Source organism: Magnetospirillum fulvum MGU-K5, from assembly GCF_000442515.1.
Classification (GTDB): Bacteria; Pseudomonadota; Alphaproteobacteria; order Rhodospirillales; family Magnetospirillaceae; genus Phaeospirillum; species Phaeospirillum fulvum_B.
Genome location: NZ_AQPH01000008.1, coordinates 51259 through 71183 on the forward strand (window position 1 = coordinate 51259; position 19925 = coordinate 71183).

General features: G+C 65.2%; 18 protein-coding genes. 2 read left to right on the top strand and 16 right to left on the bottom strand.

All coding sequences use genetic code 11. The annotated features are described in order from the left end of the window. From K678_RS03795 to ccoN, 7 genes are read right to left on the bottom strand one after another with little or no spacing between them, the layout of a single operon-like run. Complete coding sequence (locus K678_RS03795) at window positions 1–2349, bottom strand: heavy metal translocating P-type ATPase (protein ID WP_021131138.1); 2349 nt, start codon at window positions 2347–2349, stop codon at window positions 1–3. After that, entirely contained in the window at window positions 2346–2831 is a 486-nt protein-coding gene (locus tag K678_RS03800; RefSeq protein ID WP_021131139.1) for a FixH family protein, read from the bottom strand. The genes K678_RS03795 and K678_RS03800 overlap by 4 nt, the downstream gene beginning before the upstream one ends. Further along, entirely contained in the window at window positions 2828–4234 is a 1407-nt protein-coding gene (gene ccoG, locus K678_RS03805) for a cytochrome c oxidase accessory protein CcoG (RefSeq protein ID WP_021131140.1), read from the bottom strand. The genes K678_RS03800 and ccoG overlap by 4 nt, the downstream gene beginning before the upstream one ends. Next, window positions 4231–5130 carry a cytochrome-c oxidase, cbb3-type subunit III gene (ccoP, locus tag K678_RS03810; protein ID WP_021131141.1) on the bottom strand — a complete coding sequence of 300 codons (900 nt, stop codon included), beginning with the start codon at window positions 5128–5130 and terminating at the stop codon, window positions 4231–4233. The genes ccoG and ccoP overlap by 4 nt, the downstream gene beginning before the upstream one ends. Next, window positions 5118–5303 (bottom strand): cbb3-type cytochrome oxidase subunit 3, encoded by a 186-nt coding sequence (locus K678_RS03815; RefSeq protein ID WP_039851998.1) that lies wholly within the window; start codon window positions 5301–5303, stop codon window positions 5118–5120. The genes ccoP and K678_RS03815 overlap by 13 nt, the downstream gene beginning before the upstream one ends. 16 nt (window positions 5304–5319) lie before the next feature. Continuing rightward, window positions 5320–6060 carry a cytochrome-c oxidase, cbb3-type subunit II gene (ccoO, locus tag K678_RS03820; RefSeq protein WP_021131143.1) on the bottom strand — a complete coding sequence of 247 codons (741 nt, stop codon included), beginning with the start codon at window positions 6058–6060 and terminating at the stop codon, window positions 5320–5322. Window positions 6061–6075: 15 nt separating this feature from the next. After that, on the bottom strand, window positions 6076–7512 hold the full coding sequence (gene ccoN, locus K678_RS03825; protein ID WP_021131144.1) for a cytochrome-c oxidase, cbb3-type subunit I: 1437 nt from the start codon (window positions 7510–7512) through the stop codon (window positions 6076–6078). A gap of 144 nt (window positions 7513–7656) precedes the next feature. Here ccoN and K678_RS03830 point away from each other — a divergent pair, with 144 nt between their 5' ends. Beyond that, window positions 7657–8871, top strand: coding sequence for a class I SAM-dependent rRNA methyltransferase (locus K678_RS03830; RefSeq protein ID WP_021131145.1), 1215 nt, complete (start codon window positions 7657–7659; stop codon window positions 8869–8871). Here K678_RS03830 and K678_RS03835 read toward each other — a convergent pair. Both K678_RS03835 and K678_RS03840 read right to left on the bottom strand, forming a co-directional pair. Continuing rightward, entirely contained in the window at window positions 8868–9422 is a 555-nt protein-coding gene (locus K678_RS03835) for a gamma-glutamylcyclotransferase (RefSeq protein WP_021131146.1), read from the bottom strand. The two genes, K678_RS03830 and K678_RS03835, sit on opposite strands and share 4 nt — an antisense overlap. Before the next feature lie 14 nt (window positions 9423–9436). Next, on the bottom strand, window positions 9437–10528 hold the full coding sequence (locus tag K678_RS03840; RefSeq protein WP_021131147.1) for a GGDEF domain-containing protein: 1092 nt from the start codon (window positions 10526–10528) through the stop codon (window positions 9437–9439). A gap of 265 nt (window positions 10529–10793) precedes the next feature. On the opposite strand from K678_RS03840, the gene K678_RS03845 reads away from it, so the two are divergent. Further along, on the top strand, window positions 10794–11696 hold the full coding sequence (locus K678_RS03845; RefSeq protein WP_021131148.1) for a prenyltransferase: 903 nt from the start codon (window positions 10794–10796) through the stop codon (window positions 11694–11696). Between the two features lie 23 nt (window positions 11697–11719). Here K678_RS03845 and K678_RS03850 read toward each other — a convergent pair whose 3' ends face one another. The 7 genes from K678_RS03850 to vnfK all read right to left on the bottom strand — a co-directional run bounded on the left by K678_RS03850 (window position 11720) and on the right by vnfK (window position 19844). Continuing rightward, entirely contained in the window at window positions 11720–13090 is a 1371-nt protein-coding gene (locus K678_RS03850) for a nitrogenase component 1 (protein WP_021131149.1), read from the bottom strand. 21 nt (window positions 13091–13111) lie between these two features. Next, on the bottom strand, window positions 13112–14623 hold the full coding sequence (locus K678_RS03855; protein ID WP_021131150.1) for a nitrogenase component 1: 1512 nt from the start codon (window positions 14621–14623) through the stop codon (window positions 13112–13114). Between the two features lie 29 nt (window positions 14624–14652). Next, window positions 14653–15948 (bottom strand): O-acetylhomoserine aminocarboxypropyltransferase/cysteine synthase family protein, encoded by a 1296-nt coding sequence (locus K678_RS03860; protein ID WP_021131151.1) that lies wholly within the window; start codon window positions 15946–15948, stop codon window positions 14653–14655. Window positions 15949–16157: 209 nt separating this feature from the next. Further along, the gene (gene phnE, locus K678_RS03865) at window positions 16158–16967 is read right to left on the bottom strand and encodes a phosphonate ABC transporter, permease protein PhnE (RefSeq protein ID WP_021131152.1); all 810 of its coding nucleotides are present in this window, start codon (window positions 16965–16967) and stop codon (window positions 16158–16160) included. Window positions 16968–16996: 29 nt separating this feature from the next. Beyond that, entirely contained in the window at window positions 16997–17491 is a 495-nt protein-coding gene (locus K678_RS03870; RefSeq protein WP_021131153.1) for a dinitrogenase iron-molybdenum cofactor biosynthesis protein, read from the bottom strand. Window positions 17492–17512: 21 nt separating this feature from the next. Further along, the gene (locus K678_RS03875; RefSeq protein ID WP_021131154.1) at window positions 17513–18361 is read right to left on the bottom strand and encodes a hypothetical protein; all 849 of its coding nucleotides are present in this window, start codon (window positions 18359–18361) and stop codon (window positions 17513–17515) included. A 94-nt stretch (window positions 18362–18455) separates the two neighbouring features. Then, complete coding sequence (gene vnfK / locus K678_RS03880) at window positions 18456–19844, bottom strand: V-containing nitrogenase subunit beta (RefSeq protein WP_021131155.1); 1389 nt, start codon at window positions 19842–19844, stop codon at window positions 18456–18458. Window positions 19845–19925 lie beyond the last annotated feature (81 nt).

A 19925-nucleotide genomic window follows, 5' to 3' on the forward strand; every position in this document is an offset into this window, starting at 1 on the left:
TCAGCGCCTCCCGCCGGTCAGACGCAGGGCGTTAACGATTACTAGCAGCGACGAGGCGGACATGGCAATCGCCGCGATCAGAGGGGTTACCACCCCACCGATCGCCAGCGGTACCGCCAACAGATTGTAACCGAGCGCCAAGGCGAAGTTCTGCCGGGTCAACGACCGGGCCATCCGCGCCACCCCGATCGCCTCGACCAGTGGGGCCAGCCGTGCCCCCTGAAACACCAGATCGGCGGCGGCCCGGCTGATATCCGCGCCGTTGGCGGGGGAAATCGAGACATGGGCGGCGGCCAGCGCCGGAGCGTCGTTGAGCCCGTCACCGACCATCAGCACCCGCCGCCCGGCCGCCGCCAGCGCGGTCAGCCGCTCCACCTTCGCCGCCGGACCACTGCCGCCGCGCCAATCGGTTATTCCCACCACGCGGGCCAGCCCGGCGGCTATCGCGGGGCGGTCGCCCGACAGCAATTCAACCGACAGGCCGAGACGGCCAAGGGCCGCGATGGTATCCGCCGCATCGGATCGGGGGGAATCGGCAAAGGAAAAGCAGACCGGCGACCGCCCCGGCCGGGCCAGCCACAAATCCGGGCCAGCGCCTTCGTCGCTGTCGGCGACGCCGACAAAGGCCCGCGAGCCCAGCCGCACCCCGTCCGGGCTGCTCAAGCCCAGGCCGGGATGCTCGACGACCGCCTCGGCCGGACGCACCTGGGGTGCCGCCGCCGCCAGGGCACGCGCCAGCGGGTGGGTCGAGCGGACCGCCAGCGCCGCCGCGTCCGCCAGATCGTCTGCATTCCAGCCGCCATCCTGGCAGAGCAGCGGCCGCCCGGCGGTCAGAGTCCCGGTCTTGTCGAACACGACATGATCGATTTCGGCCAGCCGTTCCAGCGCCGTTGCCGATTTGACCAGAACGCCCCGGCGCATCAACCGCCCGCTGGCGACGACCTGGACCACCGGCACCGCCAGGGCCAGGGCGCAGGGGCAGGTGACGATCAGCACCGACACCGCGATCAGCAACGCCGGTTGCCACGCCATCCCGGCCAGCAGACTCCACCCGACAAAGGTCGAGAGCGCGGTCAGATGCACCACCGGGGCGTACCAGCGCGCCACCCGCTCGGCCAGGGCGACATAGCGGGCGCGGCCCTGCTCGGCGAGCTCCATCATCCGGACGATTCCGGCCAGCAAGGTCTCCTCGCCGACCGCACTCACCCGCAGCCGCAAGGGCGCGGTCAAATTGATCGTCCCGGCATAGAGTGGACTGCCCGGCCCGGCGGCGACCGGCACGCTTTCCCCGGTCAGCAGCCCGGATTCGACGTCGGAGCAGCCCTCGGTGACCAGTCCGTCGATCCCCACCCGTTCGCCCGCCGCGACCAGAACGGTTTGCCCCACCGCGACCCGGCGCGGCGGCACCATCCGGCGGCTGCCGTCGGGATCGATCACCAGCACGGCGCGGGCATCGAGCGCCAGCAGATGTTCGACCGCATTGCGCGCCCGACCCCGTGCCCGCGCCTCGAGATAACGCCCGATCAGCAGGAAAAACAGCAGGCTGACCGCCGAATCGAAATAAGCATGAGGGCCGTTATGGATCGTCTCCCACAGGCTCATTGCCGAGGTCAGCACGACACCGATCGTAATCGGCACGTCCATGTTGGTCCGCCCCGCCCGGAGCGCCGCCAGCGCCGAGGCGGCAAACGGGCGCAGGCCGTACACCACTGCGGGCAGCGCGACCAGCGCCGAAACCCAATGCAACAGCCCGCGTGTCGCCGGTCCCATCCCCTGGGCATGACCGGCCCACACCGACACCGACAGCAACATCACGTTACCGGCGGCAAAGCCGGTCACCGCCATCGCCCGCAGCAAGGCCCGTTCGCGGCGGTGATCCTCGGACTCCAGCCGCTCGGGATCGAACGGCACCAGCCGGTAGCCCACCGCCCGCACCGGGGCCAAAATCGTGTCGGGATCGGCGCCTTCGGGACGAAAGCGCAACGCCAGCCGCCGGGTGGTGAGGTTGACCCTGGCCCAGGTCACCCCAGGCTGGCGGGTCAGCAGGGATTCGATCAGCCAGACGCAGGCTCCGCACTGCACGCCTTCGACCATCAGGGACAGGCTGGCCTCGCCCCCCGGCAGCGGGACGACATGGTCGGACAGAATGGCGCAGGTGTCTTCCGCCTCGGGGCGCGGCGGCGGAGCGGCCGGATCGAGAGAGCGGCGGCGGTAATAAAGGTCCAGCCCCTGGGCCGAGATCAGGTGGTGGGCGGCGGCGCACCCGGCGCAGCAAAACCCCTCCTCTGCCCCGCTCCCTCCCTCCAGCGGCGTCCCGCAATGGCGGCAGAGAGCGGCGGGTCCGGTCACGGCACGACGAAGCGCTGGTAGCTCTGGTAGCTGGTCGCCGCGCCCTCGGCCACCGCTTCCAGGTCCCACAGACCGGGCAGCGGCAAGGCAACGATGGCGACGTGATCGCCCGGAGCCGAGGATGCGAGCACAATGTCGCGGTCATAGCCCCGGGTCGCGGGACGGGTCAAATGAACCCGGACCCGCAATCCGTCGATGGGACGACCGTCGCGGTCGCGATAGGTCTGGGTAATCACGGTCGCGGCACTGTCGGGAGTCGGCCGGGTCATCGTCTCGACCACCCAGCCCAACGCCTCCTGATGCCTAGCCGCCGCCAACACCCGATTATAGGCGACCCCTTTGTCATAGGCCTGTTCGACCGACAGCCCGGAAAAGGTGGTCCCGGCAAACCAGACCATCACCGCATTGACCGCCACCACCACACCGAAGACGGCGACGAAAATATAGGGATACCACCAGCCGGGACGACGAACGGTCGTCATCGGTCCGGCCCGACGAACAGGGATTCGGCCCGGGCTTCGCTGCCATCGGCGACATCGCGCAGGACAAAGGTCAACGGCACCCGCCGCCCCGTGGCGATCCCGGCGGCGGCGGTAACGAAAACGGTGAAGCTGCCGACCGAATCCGGCGCGACTCTCAACGGCGGGCCGCCGCCGATCACCGACATCCGCACGCCCTCCAACCCTTCGATCGTCAGGTTGAACAGGCGTTCCGACCGGATCTTGTTCTGAATTTTGACGACATAGCCGTTGCGGATCGACCCGTCGGACAGACGGACATAGAGCAGCGCCCGCTCGTGCAGCACGGTCATTTCGGTGGTGGTCCGCCCGAGCAGCGACCACCCGATCACCCCCAGCGCCACCGCCAGAACCAATCCATAGACCAGGGTACGCGGGCGAACCAGCCGGTGGCGGGGAGTCTCGCCCTGCGCCCGGGCGGCCTGACTGGCGATCGAGTCCCAGGTAATCAGGCCGCGCGGCAGCCCGACCCGGTCCATCATCGCGTCGCAGCCATCGATGCACAGGCCACAGCCGATACAGCCAAGCTGCGAGCCTTTGCGGATGTCGATTCCGGTCGGACAGACCGCGACACAGACACCGCAATCAATGCAATGGCCCCTCCCTTCGAACGGCACTCCCTTGCGCCAGCGGCCACGCGGCTCGCCCCGCCAGGTTTCATAGCCGACGATCAGCGAATGCTCGTCAAACATCGCCGCCTGAAAGCGCGAATAGGGGCACATATAGAGGCAAACCTGCTCGCGGGCGAACCCGGCCAGCAGATAGCAAAAGCCGCCGACGACGGCGATCGCGCCATAGACGGCAACGCTTTCCTGCCCGGTCAGGATCGCGGGCAGCATCGAAGGCGCATCGCCGAAATACAGCGTGAAGGCGATGCCGCACGACCCGGCGATCAGGATCCACATCAGGTGGACCGCCCCCTTGCGCGCCAGCTTGTCCAGAGTCCAGGGGGCGCGGTCAAGCGCGAGACGGCGGGTGCGGTCGCCGATCACCATCCGCTCGATCTGGACGAACAGATCGGTGTAGACGGTCTGCCAACACAGGAATCCGCACCACACTCGGCCATACAGGGCGCTGACCAGAAACAGCGCGATCGCGGCAACGACAAGGATGCCGGTCAGGTAATAGATTTCCTGCGGCCAGATTTCGAGCCCGAAGAAATAGGCCCGCCGTCCCCCCATATCGATCAGGATCGCCTGATCCGGGGCGCCGGGGCCACGATACCAGCGCATGAACGGTGCCAGATACCACCAGGGCAGCAGCACCACCATCGCCAGAAACTTCCAGGACCGGAACCGGCCCCGGACGGAACGGGGTTGGACCGTCTCGGATCGGGCATAAAGAGAATTGCCCTCGGGATCAGTCACCGCCCGCCTCCCAGCGTGTGGACATAGACCGCCAGCATCCGGATCGTTCCCGGCCCCAACCGTTCCGACCAGGCCGGCATCGCTCCATGACGGGGCCGCGTCACCTGACTGATCACCGTGGCGCGGATTTCCGCGTTACGCACCTCGGGGGTCTGGTTGCCAAGCTTGCTGGCATACAACCATATCTGATTGTTAAGAGCGGGCGCACCGATCTCCTTGTTGCCTTCGCCGCTCTCGCCATGGCAGACGGCGCAATTCTCGGCAAAGATCGCAGCACCGGGCAAGGTCGCCACCGGGGAACGGTCGGCGACGGTCAGCACGTAATCAGCCACCTGCTCGATCTGCTCGGGGGTCAAAATGCCGTCGGCCCCGAATTTCGGCATCTCGCTCTGATGAGAATTCGGGTTCGAATTGCGCACGCCGAATTTGATCGTCTGCTCGATCTCGTCGATCGTGCCGCCCCACAGCCATTCATCGTCAGCCAGGGTGGGATAGCCAAAGGCTCCGACCCCGCCGATGCCATGGCAGGGCGCGCAATTCTCTTCAAAGGCGATCCGGCCCCCGGCGCGGGCATAGGTCAACAATTCAGGATCGGCCTCGACCGAAGCGGCGGGCAACGATTCGATCCGGTTCAGCCAGACGGCGCGCGACGCTTTCTGCGCCGCCAGTTCGGTCTCGAGATCGGCGCGCGACGAATAGCCGAGGATTCCCGGGGTATAGCCGTTCAATAACGGCCAGGTCGGCATCAAAATCCAATAGCCGATCGACCAGATCACACAGACCCAGAAGACCAGAATCCACCAGCGCGGCAGCGGCGTATTCAGCTCACGGATGCCGTCCCATTCATGACCGGTGGTATAGCGGCCGGTGACAGGGTCTTTTTCTACCGGTGCCATGGCGCGCCCTCCTGCCTCTCGTCGTCATCGTCGCGCAGCGGAATGCTGCCATGTTCTTCCATCCGTCCGCGATTGCCCGGCCAATAGACGACGGCAACGATCGCAAGGAAAATCCCCATCAGCCACACCCCCCAGAAGGGGCGCAAGACCTCGTCGATAAAGGCGGACGGCATCGGCATGTCCCTCCGGTCAGCGACGGATCAAAGCGGGATCGACCCGGGTGAAATCGACCATCGTTCCCAGCACCTGAAGATAGGCCACCAGCGCATCCATCTCGGTGACCGGGCCGTTTTCCGGACTTTCGACGGCGCGACCCAGCCGGACCTTGGGATAAAGGGCCACCACCGGGGGCGGCGCACTATTGGGATCGGCCAGCGCCTGCTCTTCCAGATCGTGGGCGGCCCCCTCGATCTGGGCATCGCTATAGGGGACGCCGACCATCCGCAACACCTTGAGCCGGGTGCTGATGTCGCTGTAATCGAGCGGCCGCATCAGATGAGGATAACCCGGCATCACCGACCCCGGCACCACCGAGCGCGGATCGATCAGATGGCGGACATGCCAGTCGCTGGCATATTTGCCGCCGACGCGAGCCAGATCGGGCCCGGTCCGCTTTGATCCCCACTGGAACGGGTGATCGTATTTCGATTCGGCGGCCAGACTGTAATGGCCGTACCGCTCGGCCTCGTCCTTGAACGGGCGGATCATCTGGCTGTGGCAATTGTAGCAGCCCTCGCGCAGATAGATGTCGCGCCCGGCCTGCTCCAGCGGACTATAGGGGCGGACCCCCTCGACCCGCTCGATCGTCGATTCGATCGAGAACAGAGGTGCCACCTCGACCAGTCCGCCGACCGACACCGTGACCACGATGCCGATCGTCAGCAGCAGGGCGTTGGTTTCGATCCGGGCGTGATGTTTGAACAGCGACATCGTCCGGGTCCTCCTCTAGCGGGCCGGGCTGGGCTGAAGCGCGGGTGCCGTCGCCGCGTCTTTGCCAAGGATCGTCCGCGCCACGTTATAGGCCATCACCAGCCCCCCGGTCAGGAACAGCACGCCACCGATGGCGCGAATGACGTAATAGGGGTGCATCGCCTTGACCGTCTCGACGAAGGAATATTCGAGGAAGCCATAGCTGTCATAGGCCCGCCACATCAGCCCCTGCATGATCCCGGAAATCCACATCGCGGTGATGTAGAGAACGATACCAATCGTCGCGATCCAGAAATGCACTCCGACCAGACGTAGCGAGTACATCTCGGACTTGCCCCACAGCTTGGGCACCAGGAAGTAGATCGCGCCGAACGAAATGAAGGCGACCCAGCCCAACGCCCCGGAATGAACGTGGCCGATGCCCCAATCGGTGTAGTGCGACAACGCATTGACCGAGCGGATCGCCATCAACGGCCCTTCGAACGTCGCGATGCCATAGAACGCGACCGAGGTGACCATGAAGCGGATCACCGGATCGGTGCGCAGCTTGTCCCACGCCCCCGACAGCGTCATCAACCCGTTCAACATTCCGCCCCACGACGGCATCCACAGCATCACCGAGAAGGTCATCCCCAGCGTCTGCGCCCAATCGGGTAAGGCGGTGTAATGGAGATGGTGCGGACCGGCCCAGATATACAGGAAAATCAGCGCCCAAAAGTGAACGATCGACAACCGGTATGAATAGACCGGACGCTCGGCCCGCTTGGGGACAAAATAATACATGATCCCCAGGAACCCGGCGGTGAGGAAGAAGCCGACCGCATTATGGCCGTACCACCACTGGGTCATCGCATTCTGGACCCCGCCGAACAGCGGATAGCTTTTGGTCAGACTGACCGGCACCGCGAGGTTATTGCCGACATGGAGCAGCGCCACGGTCAGGATCATCGCCAGAAAGAACCAGTTGGCGACATAGATATGGGGTTCGCGCCGTTTCAGCAGCGTTCCGGCGAACACCGCCAGATAAATCACCCACACCACCAGCAACAGCAGATCAAGCAGCCATTCCGGCTCGGCATATTCCTGCGCCTGGGTATAGCCCAGCACATAGGATAGCAACGTCAGGGCCAGGAACAGATTATAGCCCCAGAACAGGATCGACCCCAGCCGTTCACCGCCGAACAAGGTGGCGCGACAGGTGCGCTGGACCACATACAACGACGTCGCCATCAGCACGTTGCCGCCGAAGGCAAAGATCACCGTCGTGGTATGGACCGGCCGCAACCGGCCGAACGTCGTCCATTCGAGGTCGAGGTTGAGGACGGGAAAGGCCAGCTGCCATGCGATAAAATCGCCGACCAGGAAGCCCAGAATGCCCCACAACACCGCCGCCAGCGTGAATTTGCGGATCACCGCTTCGCAATAAGGGGAAGACTCGTGGGTATGTCCCATGCGGAACTCCTGATTTCCGGCAGACCGACGCGGAGAAAGGTAAGCCCCTTCGCCTCAAGATATACATCAAAAAGGGGTGTGGCATCATCCTTCCGCAGATCAGCCCTCTTGGCGGCGGCGGTCGGGGGCCTTACAGTGCCCTGCATGACGCATACAGACAACCCCCCCGAAACCGCCCCCGCCGCCCTTCCCACCCTGACCCTGGCCAAAGGCCACTCGAAACGGCTGCGTGCCGGTCATCCGTGGGTCTTCTCCAACGAAATCGACATGACCCCGGAAACCCGGCTGTTGCCGCCGGGCGGTCTGGTCTCGCTGGTCGATGCCGGGGGCGAACGGCTGGGCGTTGCCACCTTCAATCCCCATTCGCTGATTTCGGTGCGGCTGCTGTCGCGCGATCCGTCGCAGAAGATCGACCGCGCCTTTCTTGCCGCCCGGCTGTCCGCCGCCCTGACCCTGCGTCAGGCTTTGTTCCCCCGCCCGTTCTATCGGCTGATCCATTCCGAGGCCGATGGCCTGCCCGGTCTGGTGGTTGACCGCTTCGGCGACGTGCTGGCGGTGCAGACCAACACCGCCGGGATGGAGCGCCTGCTCCCCGACCTGCTGGCGGTGTTCGATGATCTGCTGTCGCCGCGCGCCGTGGTGCTGGTCAATGACAGCCCCGCCCGCAGCCACGAGGGCTTGCAGCCCGAACATCGTGTCGTCGCCGGGGCGATCGAGGGTCCGGTCGAGCTGGAAGAAAACGGCTGCCGCTTCGTCGCCGACCTTCAGGAAGGCCAGAAGACCGGCTGGTTCTACGATCAGCGCGACAACCGCGCCGCCGTCGCCCGCGTCGCGCCGGGTCGCCGCGTGCTGGACGTCTATACCTATGCTGGCGGCTTTGCCGTTCAGGCGGCAGTCGCCGGGGCCCGCGAAGTGATCGCGGTTGACCGTTCGGAAACCTCGCTGGCGCTGGCCGCCCGCGCCGCCGAACTGAACAATGTCGCGGTCCAGACCGTCCGCGCCGAATCCTTCGCCGAGATGGAACGCCTCGCCGCCGCCGGGGAAAAATTCGGGGTGGTGGTGGTCGATCCCCCCGCCTTTGTCAAATCGCGCAAGGATCTGGGCGCCGGGGCCAAGGGCTATCGCAAGATGACCCGGCTTGCCGCCGCCCTGGTCGAACCCGGCGGTTTCCTGTTCTGCGCCTCGTGCTCGCATCACATGCCGGTCGAGGCCTTTGCCCTGGAAACCGCACGCGGGCTGCAACAGGCCGGGCGCACCGGCCGGATCATCCGTTCCGCCGGGGCCTCGTCCGACCATCCGGTTCATCCCTGGCTGCCGGAAAGCGCCTATCTCAAGGCGCTGATGTACCAACTGGACTAAGCCGCCCCGCTCCGGCGCGCCGCATCGACCTGCGACAGCAGGCGGTGCAGCGCGCTGTCGGCGATGCCGAGATCGGTCAGATGCGCCACCGTCTCGGCCAGGTAATCGCGGCTGGTTCCGGCGCAGCCGGTGCCTTGGCACACCAACGAGACCAGGGCGGCGGGATCGCTCGCCCGGTAATATTGATCGTGCTCGCGGGCGGCGACAAAGGCCCAGGCCGACACCGTCCGCCCATCATCGAGCCGGACCGGCAGATAACACGGCCGGTAGACGCCCCCGATCATCTCGCGGGCGATCAGGCGCTGGCGCGCCTCTTCGACATCGTCGGGCGCGACCCAGAAGGCGCGGCCCAGGCACGACCCGCCGCGATCAAGCCCCAGCACCAGCCCCGGCCGCTCCGGCGTGCCGCGATAATGATTGGAGAGGATGCACAAGGCGCGGTGAAACCCCCACAGCCGGGCCACCACCACCTCGACATGAGGAAAATCCGGCCGCCACATCAGCGACCCATAGGCAAACACCCACAATCCGTCCCGCACGCTTGGCTCCATCTTGTTTCCCGGCGCTACCCTTCCGGCGCGGTCTCGACCCGGTTGCGACCGCCATCCTTGGCGCGATACAGCGCGCAATCGGCCCGGTTCAGAATCACGGCGATATCATCCGGCGTCACCGAGGCATCGGCATGATCGGCCCAGGAGGCAACACCGATACTGACCGTCATCGTCCCGGTCTCGCCCCCGTCGATCGACAAGATCACCTGTTCGACCTGCTGGCGCAGCCGTTCGGCGATCAGCCGGGCCGACTCGCCCGCGGTGCCGGGCAAGGCGATCGCGAATTCCTCGCCGCCGATCCGGCCCAGAATGTCGCCCTCGCGCAGCGCCCGACGGCAGGCGGCGACAAAGGCCCGCAACGCCGAATCCCCGGCGGCATGGCCCCAGCGGTCGTTGATCCGCTTGAAATGATCGAGATCGAGCGCCAGGACGGAAAAGGGACGCCCCATCCGCCGGGCATGATCGAGCTCCATTCCGGCCAGATGGTGGAAATGGGCGCGGTTGGCGATGCCGGTCAGCGAATCGCGGGTGGCCCGCCATTCCAACTCGGCCAGATGAATCTGGTGATCGCAGAAGGCGCGAAGCGACAGCGCCAGATCGTCGATGCAATCCTCGTCATTCAGCACCACCGGCACGCGGTCGAGCACCATCCGCAGCAATTCCGCGCCGGGATCGTCATGATGGCGGACCACGACCGGATAAGCCCCGACCACCAGCCGGTCCCCCCCGGCAGGCAGGACCAGCCGCTGCCACGTCTCTTCATGCGCGCCATTGTCGAACAACGCGGTATAGGAGCGCCACAGCGGCCGCTTGACCCGGCGGGCATAGGCATAATCGAAATCGAGCATGCCGCGCCGGTCGGCGGGCAGGATGTCGGCGGGCAGGCGGTCGATCACGCATCCGGCCAGATCGGCCCCGAAATGACGCACGAAGGCGCGGCCGTAATGGGTATAGCGGTTGCCGTCGGAATCGATATCGATCACCAGCAAATGGTCGGCATGTTGGGCAAAATAGACATGGGGCTCGTCAAACGATCCCGCCGCCCGCCACAGGGCCAGCAGATCGACCAGCCGCTCGTCCATCACCTTCGCCACCAGCGCCTGCATGGGTGGGATCCTCCCGGCAGCCCATTCGCGGATCGTCCGGATCGCCGGGTTTGTCATCCCGTATCGTAACCGGTCACCGGGCGCGGATGCGTCCGATGAGTGCAGCATGATGATATCCTGGCTTCATCGCGCCTGTGAATCTCCTATCACGACGTATCAAAGGATACCACCCCCATACCTAAGGTACGGCGCAGTCACACCTTCAGTCATGAGTTCCGCCTCTGCTCTTCCCGTTTTCGGTTTGCTGGTGTCACTGTAAGAGTCGATGTCGGATCTCGCACGTACCCTGTTTCAAGCGACCCGCCCCCTTTCGTTTCACGCCTCGGCCGTTCCGGTTGCGGTGGGGACCGCGTGGGGACTTCATGACGGGGGATCATTCCACCCGACTCTGTTCCTGCTGGCATTATCCTGCGCCGTCTGCCTCCATGCCGGGGGAAATGTCGTCAACGATGTCGGCGACGAACTCAACGGTTCGGACCGGCTCAATCACGTCCATATCCAGCCTTTTACCGGCGGCTCGCGCCTGATCCAGACCGGGCGTCTGTCGGTCCGTGCCATGGCGGTGTGGGGCGCTGTCCTGATGGTGCTGGGCGGCGGACTGGGCGGCATCCTGACGATGGCCAAGGGGCCGGTCGCGCTGATGTTCGCCCTGGTCTGTTTCATGCTGGCCCTGGCCTATTCCTTGCCGCCGATGACCCTGGCGTCACGCGGATTGGGCGAGGGAACCGTCGCGATCGCCTTCGGTCTGCCCGTGCCGTTTGCCGGATGGCTGCAAAGCGGCCAGTTCAGCCTTGAAGCGATGGTGGCGGCGGTGATCGTCGGCTGTTGGACGGCGGCGATGCTGATCTGCACCGAAATCCCCGACATCCGCCCCGATGCCGCTGCGGGCAAGCGGACCCTGGTGGTCCGGCTCGGCATCAAGCGAGCCCCCTCGCTTTATCTGGCGGTCCAGGCCACCGCGTCGGCGCTGCAACTGGGTCTCGGCTGGCTGGCCGATCTCCCCGCCTGGGCCACCCTGCCCCCGGTGGTGACGATGCTGGTCGCGCTGGCGGCGGCCCCGATGATGATGCGGGATCGCCCCTCGCAACTGAGCGCGATCCGCCTCACCCTCGGCATCCACCTCACCGGCGGATTGATGCTGATCCTCTCGGCGCTGTCTTCTCACTAAACGCGGCGTCAGCCGCGCGCCCCCTACCCCATCGTCTCGGCGCGGACCACCGTGGTGTAGATCCGCTCGATCAGGTGCAGCGCCCCGCGATAGCCGATATAGCTGCGCGACAGCACCACTTCGTCGGTGCAGGGATAGCCGATTTCAATCAGCGGCGCGTCCAGCGCCTTGGCCAGTTCGTCTTCCCACGTCGTGCCGAACACGATCGGCAAATGGCCGGTCAGGTCGGTGGCGCGGACGATCCGATCAATCTCGTATCCGTCCTCGGCGAAATAGACCGGAACCTCGGAATCGTCGGACAGGGCGCGAAAAGCGGCAACGATCCCGGCGCGTTCGGCCTCGGGCGGGTTCTCGGTGATGATGTGGCAGGCCGGAACCAGACCAAGCTGGTCGATCATGAAGGCACTGACCGCGAGATTGTAGGCGCTGTCGCTGACGACGACCAGCGCCGAGGGCAATTGGTACTGGCTGGTGCACCCGGCATAGAACGCCGAGAAATCGCGCAGATAGAGGTAATAGCGCCGTTCCTCCGCCGCGATAAAGCGTTCGACCCGATCGCGATCCAGCCCGGCGAAATCAGCGACGGCACGCAGGAACCGCCCGGTTTCCCTGGCCCCGATCGGCACAGTGGGGATGTGCAGGAACGGCTGGCCGTATTTCTGTTCCAGGTGGCGGGCGGTCTCCAGCCCCAGCCAGGGCGACAGAACAAGATTGAACTGGGCGCGGGGAACCTGCCGCCACTCCTCGGCCCCTCGGCTGGAATGGCCGAACAGAATGTTGACCTCCAGACCGATCCCGTCGAGCAGACGCTGAATCTCTTCCAGATCACCCCGCCAGAACGGATTCTGATAGGGCAGCAGCGACCAGACATTGACCAGACCGGGCTGAACCGGACCGGCGTAATCGTCGGCGTACTGGTCGATGATCGCGCGGGCAACGATCTCGTGGCCGGTGAAATTGTTGCCCTGATAGCCGTTGGTTTCGGCGAACACGATCGGCACGCCGCGCTTGCGATAGCCCGACACGACGCTGGCGACATCGTCGCCGATCAAGGCGGGGACGCAGCCCGACAGCACGACGAACAGATCGGCCTCCATCACCTTCAGGGTCGCGCCAATCACCGTGTCCAGCCGGTCGGCCCCGCCGAAAATCACCTCGCGATTGCCCATGTTGGTGCTGGGCACCTGGAACTCGCCGCCCTGATAGCCGCTGATTCCCGACAAAGCGTGGAACTGCTTCGAGGCACAGCCGGGGCCGCAATGGGTGATCGGCTGGGCTCCCGGAATCGCGATGACGCTGGTGATCGCGCCCAGGGTGCAGGCATAGCGGACCTGTTCAAGCGGGCAGGAACCGCCGCACGAGGCCGGGGCCGGATTGGGGGAAAGGGAGGTCATCGCGGGGGCGGTCCTTGGGCGTTAGACGGCGGGAATCGACAGGGCGTAGGGGTTGGTCTCGTCCTTCCACCAACGCTGATAGGGGAAGGAGGAATGGGCGGCGACATCCTGATAAAAGCGCCGCCGTGGCAAGATGCGCAGGATGGCCCGGCCAATCGTGATCAGGCCGTCATAGCCCAGCCCGTCATTCGAATAGAAAATCGGCAGAACCGGAATGCCGAGACGACCGGCCAGGGCGGCAATCGATCCGGTATGGCGGCAGATCACGAAATCGGGCTTGGCCCGCTGCAAGGCGGCATGGGCCTGGAAATGCTGATCGGGGCTGACGGTGAAATGGGCGACGTCACCCCAGGTTTCGACCAGATGCGACAACGAATCCTGGCGAGGATCGCCGCTGTCGGTGCTGGGATCGTGATGGAAGGAATAAGCGGCATCGACCGTAACCCCCAATTCGCGCAGATCGGCCAGCAGACCGTGGGCGAACGCGGCCCCGGCGGCGACAAAGCCGCGTTTGCCCGCCAGCGCCCGCCGCAGCCGCGCCAGTTCCGGGGCGACGCGGGCCCGTTCGCGGGCGATCAGCGCCTCGACCCGATCCTCGCGCCCGGTCATCCGGGCGATATCGCGCAGCCATTCGTCGGTGGCGTCCTGGCCATAGGGCAACGGGGCCTTGACCTCCGGCACGCCGTATTCCTGCTCCAGCCCGGTGGCGAGATAGGACAACACAAAGCACATCGTCGCCGTGGCCGTCGCCTCGGACATCCGGGCCAGCCGGTCGAGCGGACTGCCCCCCATCACCAGATTGACCCGAAGCCCCAGCGGTTCCAGCAGCGGCGAAAATACGTCAGGACCGCCCAGATGGATCACGTTGATCAGGTCCGCCTGTCGGGCGGGCGGATCCTTGCGCACCAGACGGCGCAGGATGCCGTGTTCGATCACGTCCCAGCCGCTGCTCCAATGCTTCGATTTGAACCCCTCGCAATGCAGCGTGACGATGGTGACGCCCAACTCCGCCTCCAAGGCCTGGGCGGTGCTGTCAATGTCGTCGCCGATGATCCCGGTCGAACAGGAACTGGCGACAAAGATCACCTTGGGGCGGTGACGCGCCCACGCCGTGCGGATCGCCTGCTCCAGCTTGCCAACTCCGCCGAACACCATGTCGCGCTCGGTCAGATTGGTGCAGATCGATTGCGGATTCTTCACCTCCCACCCCCGCCGCGCCGCCAGATCGCGGTAATAGCGGCAGGTAAACGACTGGCTGGCGGCGCAGCCGATCGGGGAATGCTGGATCACCACCGAATCCTGGATGATCGTCGCGTTGGTGACGGCAATGCATTCGGCGCACATCGACGCCTGACTGAGCGGGCTGTCCTGCTCGCACAGACGCTTGCCGCCCGCGCCGCGCCCGGCCTTGCCACAGCCCGAGGTAAAGGCGGAATCGCGGGCCAGATCGCTGGCGCACCCTTCCCATTGGGTAATCGTGCCCAGCCTTTGTTCGCGCGTTTCGGCTTCCGGATGCTTGAGATTGAGCGTCATGACGTCTCTTTCTGGCGGGGGGCGCGCGATCAGACCCGATCCAGCGCCTGGGACAGATCGGCGATGATGTCGTCAACGGCCTCGATCCCGATCGACAGCCGGACATAGCCCGGCGTCACGCCCGAGGCGTGCTGTTCCTCTGGGGTCAACTGGCCGTGGGTGGTGCTGGCGGGATGGATCGCGAGGCTGCGGGCATCGCCGATATTGGCGACGTGATAGAGCAGTTTCAGCGAATCGATGAAGCGCTTGCCCGCCTCGATTCCCCCCGTCAACTCGACCCCGACCAGACCGCCATATCCCCCGCTCAGATAGGCGTCGGCACGGCGGCGGGCCTCGCCCTCTTGCAGGCCGGGATAAATCACCGCGGACACCTTGGGATGGCCGGACAAAAAGGCGGCGACGCGGGCGGCGTTGTCGCTGTGGCGCAAAATCCGCAGCGGCAGGGTCTCCAGCCCCTGGGCAAGCTGAAAGGCGCTGTGCGGCGCAATCGCCGGGCCGAGATCGCGCAGCAGACCGGCGCGGGCGGCCAGGATATAGGCGATCGGACCAAACGGCTGGGCCAGTTCGACCCAGCTTTTGTTGGCGTAGGACGGGTCGGGCCGGGTCAGCAGCGGCTGACGGGTTGCGTGCTCGGCCCAGGGAAAGCGGCCGCTGTCGATGATCGCGCCGCCGATGGTGGTGCCATGGCCGCCGATATATTTCGTCGCCGAATAGACCACCACCGCCGCGCCATGGTCGAACGGGCGGGCCAGCACCGGGGCCAGGGTGTTGTCGATAATCAGCGGGATACCGAAATCGCGGCCGATCTCGGCGACCTCGCGGATCGGGAAAACCTCCAGCTTGGGATTGGGCAGGGTTTCGCCGAAATAAAGCCGGGTGCGGTCATCGGTGGCGCGGCGGAAATTCTCGGGGTCGGAGGGATCGACGAAGCGGGTCTCGATCCCGAACTGGCGCAGCCGGTGGGCGAAGAACGCCCACGTCCCGCCATACAGGTCGGTGCCGCTGACGATATTGTCCCCGGCCTGGACCAGGGTCAGGACGGCAATCGCCGTCGCCGCCTGTCCCGACGCCAGCGCCAAGGCGGCGGCCCCGCCCTCCAGCGCGGCGAGACGCTGTTCCAGCGCCTCCTGGGTCGGGTTGCCGACCCGCGTATACATGAAGCCGATTTCGGCCAGATTGGCCAGCCGCTCGGCCCGGGCGGTCCCTTGGAGATCGAACGAGACGCTTTGATAGATCGGAACCGTCGTCGCCCCGGTGGCGGGATCGGCCCGAAAGCCGCCACCATGCAGGACCAGGGTATCGACATTGCGCGTTTCAAAGGACATGCCCGCTCTCCCGCACCCCTGTGTGCCGCACGGATCGGGAGATGCACGCTGTGAGGCGCTCCCGTCCGCGCTTTGACACGGAACAGGCTAAAGAGGCACACCGGTTATGTCAACATAGTCTATATATTTTATGGATAATAAGACTTCCCCCTCTGGCGCGCAGAGCCTGTCCCAGGCGGTTGCGGGTGATTGTCGGCCGTCCCGCATATCTAGAGCCTGCCGATGAAGCGGCGGCGGATTTGCGCGCTTAAGCCATTGATCGCCGTGACCAGGGCCAGCAGCACGATAATCAGCGCCGCCGCCTCCTGATATTCGAACAGGTGAAAGGCGGTGACGATCTCCAGCCCCAATCCGCCCGCGCCAACGACGCCGAGCGTGGTGGCGGAGCGGACATTGTGCTCCCAGCGATAGATCGTGACGTCCATCAGGCGCGGCAGCACCTGGGGCCAGACGCTGAAGCGGAATACCCCCAACGGCGAAACCCCATGCGAGCGCAACGCATCGCCGGGGGCGCGATCGACATGTTCGAAAATTTCGGAATAGAACTTTCCCAACACCCCGGTCGAATGGCAGGCCAGGGCAAAGATGCCGGGCAGCGGCCCGAAGCCGACGGCGGCGACGAACACCACCCCCCAGATCAAACCGGGGATCGAGCGCATCCCGTTCAGTAGCAGCCGCACCGGCTCGCCCGCCCAATTGGGCGCGACATTGCGCGCCGCGACCGCCCCCAGCGGCAGCGCGACCAGACCGCCCAGAACGGTTCCGGCAATGCTCATCGCCAGGGTCTCGGCCAGCGGTTTGCCCCATTTGCTCCAGCGCGAGAAATCGGGCGGGGTCGCATCCCCGGCCAGGGTCAGAATGGTCGAAAGCGCGCCGCGATAGCGGGCGGGATCGAACAATCCGGCATAGGCACAGGCGGCCAGGATCACCGCCAACCCGGCCAGCGTCGACACCATGGCATGGCGCAGGCTGCGGCGACTGTCATCGAGGATCGCGGACAAAGCGGCGGAGTCGGTCATCAGGCTCTCTCTCCTTCGCGAGCTTGGTATCATTCGGCCTGGGCGGCCCAGCCATCGGCGACCCGGCGGCGTCCGTCGCCGTCGCGGATCAGGCGGCGCACCCACAAAGGCGGCGTGCCGCTCAACATCCGCTGGACATGGACGATGACGTCATCGATGGCATGGGGTTTCTCGATCTTGACCGGAAAGACCGACAGGGCCTGAAGCCGCATCGCCGCCAGATCGCTCAAGCCGCAGGTGAACAGGACGGAACTGCCGTCGGCCGCCTCGACCCGGTCGGCCAGCGGATCGTTGCCGGGTTCGACATCTTCGATATCGTCCATCCAACAGCCGCCGCCCGGCTTCGCCCCCTGGCCGCCGCCCGGACCCTTTTTGCCGGACTTGGAAAAGTGGACGACGTCGGCGAATTCCGACCAGCTCGCGCCGACGTGATAAAACACCATCTGCTTGGCCGAGATGAAATTGGCGTCGCACTGGATCAGGCTATTGGTGGTGATCGCAAGTCTCAGGTGATCGCGCTCCATCGCGGCGCTCCTCCAAAAAGGTCAGGTCATCGGCAGCCCTTGCGCCATCACCTCGCGGGTGAAGCGCAGCCGGTAGGATGCGGGCAGGGTCAATCCGTCGGAAAGACGGGCCTGCCAGCGCGGGAGTTGGTCGAGCGCCAGTTTGCCAGCGCTCAACGCCTCGACCGGGACGATGTGAAGCTGGGTGTTGATGACGGCGTACAGATCGATCGGATAACGCAGCGGATCGGTGTAGATCTCGCCCAGATCGAAGCGAATGTGATCGGTGCCGACGCTGAAGCGGGGATTGTCGCACTCGAAGCGGAAATGGCGGTTCAGACCAAATTCGTCGCGGAACTGGAACAGCACCCGATCCTCGTCGTAATACCAGCGGATTTCGTCCGAGATGTCCGACCAATAGCGACAGAGCATTGCCGCACCATAGGTCTCGCTATACGGCAGGCGGTCGATCCCCAGGCGATAAGCGACAAAGGAATCGAGCAGATCGGCCCCGATCTTGGTGATCCGGATCGACAGCGCGGTCTGTTCGACGGTCGCGGTCGCCTTGATCAGCCCGTTGCGGGTTTCGACCCGCCCGGTCTCGTGACTGAGGGCTGCGCGAAACACCCGCAACGCCCGATAGGCCTCGGCGGTCAGCTTGCCCACAGCCGAGGTCCGATCCAGGCGTTGATATTTGCGCCATGCCGCCATCGGGTCGGGATCGTCGAGCGGGTCGCCCAACGCCGCATCCAGCGCGCCGAAGGCGTCGGACAAAACGGCGCAGGTCCGGGTTGCCTCGGCCCGCTCGGCCTCGGCATCCTCGGCGATGGCCAGACTCTTCTTTTTCGAATAAAGCTCGATCTGGCGATATTCCGGCAGCAGAACGGTCACGGCAACGGCATCTCCGACGCTACGGGGAAAACACGAGGAGACGGGACGCCGGCCGGTCGGAGAGGGACACAACCGACCGACGCCCCACCCGGCCCTACCAGGTGTTCAGCAACCACTCGCGGTCCTTGTTGAACTCCATGTGGGCGAACAGCGTGTTCGCGATGCTTTCGCCCAGATCCATGGCGCCCTGGTAGCCCATCGTCGGCTTGCGATAGAGACCGGCGCGGTCGAAGGTGGGGAAGCCGACCCGGACCATCGGGATGTTGTGCTCGATGGCGACGTAGCGGCCCTTGGAATGGCCCAGGATCAGATCGATCTGGTAGTCGGGGTTCTTCACCCGCTTTTCCAGTTCCCACAGATCGGCGTTGCACACCACGTCCATATCCCAATCGGCCTTGGCCTTGAGATCGAGGATGCGGGGATCCTTCTTGTACTTGCTGTTGTCGTCGCCCAGCAGCAGCAGCACCGGCTTCAGTTCGACCTCAAGGCAGAACTGGGCCAGACCGATCACCAGATCGGGATGGCCGAACAGCGCCACCCGCTTCCCGGCAAAGAACATGTGGGCCAGATCCTGCAACGCATCGAGGGCGATGCCGCGTTCGCGCACCAGCGATTCGGGGATCGGCTTGCCGGTGATGCGGCTGATCGCCTGCAACATCGCGTCGGTGTTGGCGATGCCATAGGGGGTGTTGACCTGGGTGTTGGGCACCTCGAACTCGGTCTGGAGATACTGGGCGGAGGTGCCGCCTTCATAGCGGGCCAGCGCCAGCGAGCCGATCGCATTGGCCGCGCCCGCGATATCCTCGACCGTGGTGCGGCCGTGGGTGTGGATCGACTTGTCGGGCATCATCGGCGAGTCGAAATCCTCGGTGTCCATGAACACCGTCGCCTCGACGTCCATCTCGCGCATGTAGCGCTTCAGCAGCATCACATCGCCCGGATTGACCCAGCCGGGGAACAGGTTGAGCTTGCCGTTCGGAGCGCCCTTGTGGGTCGCGATCGTCTTGATCACCGACAGCATGCATTCGGAATAGCCGCCGACCTGGCTGTTCTTGAAGCTGGGGGTGTGGACCGGGACGATGTGAATCTTGCGGCCGGGAAAGGCTTCCTTCAGCGCGGCGTTGCAATGGGCGATATTGCCCTCGATATCGTCGCCGATCACTTCGGTCGAGCAGGTGGTGATCAGCGGGATCACCCGCAGATCGGGGTAACGCTGGGCCAGCACCATCACGCCTTCCTGGATGCGCTTGTGCCCGCCGAACACCGCCGAATCCTCGTGCAGCGAGGTCGAGGCGATGTCGAAATTCTCTTTGAAATGCTGGGCGAACAGCAGACGGACGAACATGCAGCAGCCCTGGCCGCCGTGAACCAGCGGGATGCTGTCCTTGATCCCGATCCCGGCGAACTGGGCGCCGGCCGGCTGGCAGTCGTACATCGGATTGATGACGCCCGCCCGCTCCTTGGTGGTGATTTCACAACCCATGATGGACCTCATTTCTCTTGGAAGGGGCGGCCCGTCCTGGCCGGACCCGGCCGGTCAAGACGCGCCGCCGCTCTGGCCAAC

Coding starts and splice junctions, on each gene's coding strand:
- ccoP (WP_021131141.1), bottom strand. CDS start 5,130: ATGGCACCGGTAGAAAAAGACCCTGTCACCGGCCGCTATACCACCGGT.
- phnE (WP_021131152.1), bottom strand. CDS start 16,967: ATGACCGACTCCGCCGCTTTGTCCGCGATCCTCGATGACAGTCGCCGC.
- ccoN (WP_021131144.1), bottom strand. CDS start 7,512: ATGGGACATACCCACGAGTCTTCCCCTTATTGCGAAGCGGTGATCCGC.
- K678_RS03830 (WP_021131145.1), top strand. CDS start 7,657: ATGACGCATACAGACAACCCCCCCGAAACCGCCCCCGCCGCCCTTCCC.
- vnfK (WP_021131155.1), bottom strand. CDS start 19,844: ATGGGTTGTGAAATCACCACCAAGGAGCGGGCGGGCGTCATCAATCCG.
- K678_RS03835 (WP_021131146.1), bottom strand. CDS start 9,422: ATGGAGCCAAGCGTGCGGGACGGATTGTGGGTGTTTGCCTATGGGTCG.
- K678_RS03840 (WP_021131147.1), bottom strand. CDS start 10,528: ATGCAGGCGCTGGTGGCGAAGGTGATGGACGAGCGGCTGGTCGATCTG.
- ccoO (WP_021131143.1), bottom strand. CDS start 6,060: ATGTCGCTGTTCAAACATCACGCCCGGATCGAAACCAACGCCCTGCTG.
- K678_RS03815 (WP_039851998.1), bottom strand. CDS start 5,303: ATGCCGTCCGCCTTTATCGACGAGGTCTTGCGCCCCTTCTGGGGGGTG.
- K678_RS03870 (WP_021131153.1), bottom strand. CDS start 17,491: ATGGAGCGCGATCACCTGAGACTTGCGATCACCACCAATAGCCTGATC.
- K678_RS03860 (WP_021131151.1), bottom strand. CDS start 15,948: ATGTCCTTTGAAACGCGCAATGTCGATACCCTGGTCCTGCATGGTGGC.
- K678_RS03800 (WP_021131139.1), bottom strand. CDS start 2,831: ATGACGACCGTTCGTCGTCCCGGCTGGTGGTATCCCTATATTTTCGTC.
- K678_RS03850 (WP_021131149.1), bottom strand. CDS start 13,090: ATGACCTCCCTTTCCCCCAATCCGGCCCCGGCCTCGTGCGGCGGTTCC.
- K678_RS03845 (WP_021131148.1), top strand. CDS start 10,794: ATGTCGGATCTCGCACGTACCCTGTTTCAAGCGACCCGCCCCCTTTCG.
- K678_RS03855 (WP_021131150.1), bottom strand. CDS start 14,623: ATGACGCTCAATCTCAAGCATCCGGAAGCCGAAACGCGCGAACAAAGG.